The sequence below is a fragment of the Streptomyces sp. CO7 genome (assembly GCF_053474865.1).
Genome location: NZ_JBRIOU010000003.1, coordinates 86,623 through 88,479, shown reverse-complemented (window position 1 = coordinate 88,479; position 1,857 = coordinate 86,623). Strand labels below are relative to the sequence as shown.

Genomic DNA, 1,857 nt, shown 5'->3' with positions numbered 1-1,857 from the left:
TCGCGGTGCGGGGGTTCGCGGTGCGCGGGCTGGGCGTTCGGGGGCTACGGGTCGGTGTGTTCGGGCTTCGCTCGCCCGGGGTTCGCGTGCTCACGGCGTTCGGTCCTCCTGAGGGCCGGGCGGGAGCTCGGCCGCCATCATCGTGTTGACCTCGGCGTACGGGAGTGCGTCGGCTCCGAAGGTGAAGGAGCCGTGGGTCCTGATCTCCTGCGCGGCGCGGACGAGCGCGCCGATCGCGGCCCGGGCCATGGCGGAGCCGACGCTGATGCGACGGACCCCCAGCGCGCCCAGTTCCTCGACGGTGAGCGCGAGGGCGGGCGCCCCCAGCAGCACGTTGACCGGCCGGTCGACCGCGGCGCAGACGGTGCGGATCGCGTCCGCGTCCGGCAGCCCGGGGGCGTAGAGGACGTCCGCGCCGGCCTCCTGGTAGGCCCGCAGCCGGCGGACGGTGTCCGGCAGGTCGGGCCTGCCCTGGAAGAAGTTCTCCGCCCGGGCGGTGACGGTGAAGGGGAAGTCGAGCCCCCGTGCGGCCTCCACCGCCGCGGCGACCCGTTCGACCGCCTCCTCCAGCGGCCTGACCGGGTCGTCCGGGCGGCCCGTGGAGTCCTCGACGGAGCCGCCGACCAGCCCTGCCGCGGCGGCCCGGCGGACGGTCTCGGCCACCTCCTGCGGGGTGTCGCCGAAGCCGCTCTCCAGGTCGGCGGTGACCGGCAGCGAGGTCGCCTCGACGATGCTCCTGGCGTTCTCCAGGATGTCGTCCCGGCCGAGCCGTCCCTCGCCGTCCGGCACTCCCCGGCTGTAGGCGAGGCCGGCGCCGGTGGTGGCGAGCGCGGAGAATCCGAGGGCGCCCAGGATGCGCGCGGTGCCCGCGTCCCACGGGTTGGGGACGACGAACGGCACGTCCGCCTCGTGGAGTCGGCGGAAGGCCGCGGCTCGTCGCTGCTGGTCGGTGGAGGCCGGGTTCACGGCGGGTCCTCTCTGCTGGGCGCTTTCTCGCGCCGGTGCAAGGTGGCGTGCGGGGCTCAGACAACCTCCACATGCTCCCCGCGGGGGGCCGTTCCGTGATCAACCGCCCGGACGAGTGGCCGCAGGACGTCGGTGACGAGGGCGGGGGCGTCCTCGAAGTAGAAGTGGCCGCCGGGCACCTGGTGCGCCACCGGGGGGTGGACGCTCTCGCGCGCCCAGGGCTCGAGTGCGGCGGCGTCGACGTGCGGGTCGTCCGCTCCGTTGATCAGGGTCACCGGCGCCGTGAGGGGGGCCGACGGCCGGTAGGTGTACCGGGCGACCGTGCGGAAGTCGGAGCGCAGATGGGGCAGCAGCAGGTCCTGCAACGCCTCGTCCGCGACGACCTCGGGGGGCAGTCCGCCGAAGAAGCCGACCGCCTCGGTGAAGGCGGGGCCGTCCAGCCGTGCGGTCTCCACCACGCGCCGGGTCGGCAGCAGGGCCGGGGCGGAGCAGCCGGAGGCTACGAGGTGGCGCGGTCCGGCCGAGGGCCCGAGGCGTCGGGCCACCTCGAAGGCGAGGACGGCGCCGAAGCTGTGTCCGAAGAGGAGGAAGGGTCCGCCGGTGCCGGCGATGGCCTCGGCCGCGCCGTCGGCGAGGTCCGCCACGCTCTCGAGCGGGGTCTCGCGGAAGCGGTGTCCGCGGCCGGGTTGGCAGACGCCGACGATCTCGGCATCGCCCGCCAGGTCCGGCTGCCAGCGGAGGAAGGACTTCGCGTTGCCGCCCGCGTGGGGGAAGCAGTAGACGCGCACGGCCGGCCGGGGGGCGTCCGGTCGAGTCACGAACCAGGGGGAGGTGGTCATCGCGGGCTGTCCTTCGCTCTCTCGTGGCGGGGGGGGGGTGGTGGCCCGGGGG

2 protein-coding genes are annotated in these 1,857 nt (G+C 75.4%); both read right to left on the bottom strand.

The window, feature by feature from the left end; all coding sequences use genetic code 11:
• Positions 1–90: 90 nt before the first annotated feature.
• Positions 91–966, bottom strand: coding sequence for an isocitrate lyase/PEP mutase family protein (locus ACOV8S_RS10280; RefSeq protein ID WP_448317481.1), 876 nt, complete (start codon positions 964–966; stop codon positions 91–93).
• A 56-nt stretch (positions 967–1,022) separates the two neighbouring features.
• Complete coding sequence (locus ACOV8S_RS10275) at positions 1,023–1,805, bottom strand: thioesterase II family protein (RefSeq protein WP_448317480.1); 783 nt, start codon at positions 1,803–1,805, stop codon at positions 1,023–1,025.
• Positions 1,806–1,857 lie beyond the last annotated feature (52 nt).

Bases quoted from the DNA above. Each gene is read 5' to 3' on its own strand.
- ACOV8S_RS10275 (WP_448317480.1), bottom strand. From the start codon at position 1,805: ATGACCACCTCCCCCTGGTTCGTGACTCGACCGGACGCCCCCCGGCCG.